The organism is Halorubrum sp. SP9, from assembly GCF_005435015.1.
Lineage (GTDB): Archaea > Halobacteriota > Halobacteria > Halobacteriales > Haloferacaceae > Halorubrum > Halorubrum sodomense.
In genome coordinates this window covers 1-487 of record NZ_SGXU01000338.1, presented here as the reverse complement: position 1 = coordinate 487, position 487 = coordinate 1, and the positions used below count along the sequence as shown (strand labels likewise).

Sequence of the window (487 nt, the reverse complement as noted above, 5' to 3'; positions counted from 1 at the left end):
CTAATTGGTATTTCACCGAGAGCAAAAACGCTTCGGGAGACCTACCATCCTACCCATCTGGAATTGTATAGTTCCAGCCACCGTGCTTGTTTTCTGGCGGATTTTGATCCCGGAGCGGAGAATCTAACGGCCGCTTAGTGTGCTACTGTGTTCAGTTTCTCTGGTGCCCCGAGGGGGTGGCCACCATGTCCAATGAGGCCACTACCCCGGATTCAGCCGGGACCGACGACAGGAGCACCGACACGGTTGAGATGACCACAACTGATCAGGTCGCGCAGTACCTGATCGAAGACCAGATGGCGGACCTGACGGACGCAATCCGCGAAGCCGTCCAAAACGGCGTCGACAGTCCGGGCGCCTCCCGCGTGCTCGTGAGCGTCACGCCGGATCAGACGGTCGTCTGTGATGATGGTGCGGGTGTGGACCTTGGAAGCCAGACTGGGATGCGGGATCTCTCCGTCCTCGGCGCGGGCACGAAATCCCGTGA

1 pseudogene is annotated in these 487 nt (G+C 59.3%); it reads left to right on the top strand.

What is annotated here, in order from left to right:
• Window positions 1–251: 251 nt before the first annotated feature.
• Window positions 252–487 (top strand): annotated as a pseudogene (locus EXE45_RS17795) (sensor histidine kinase); the annotation flags it as partial.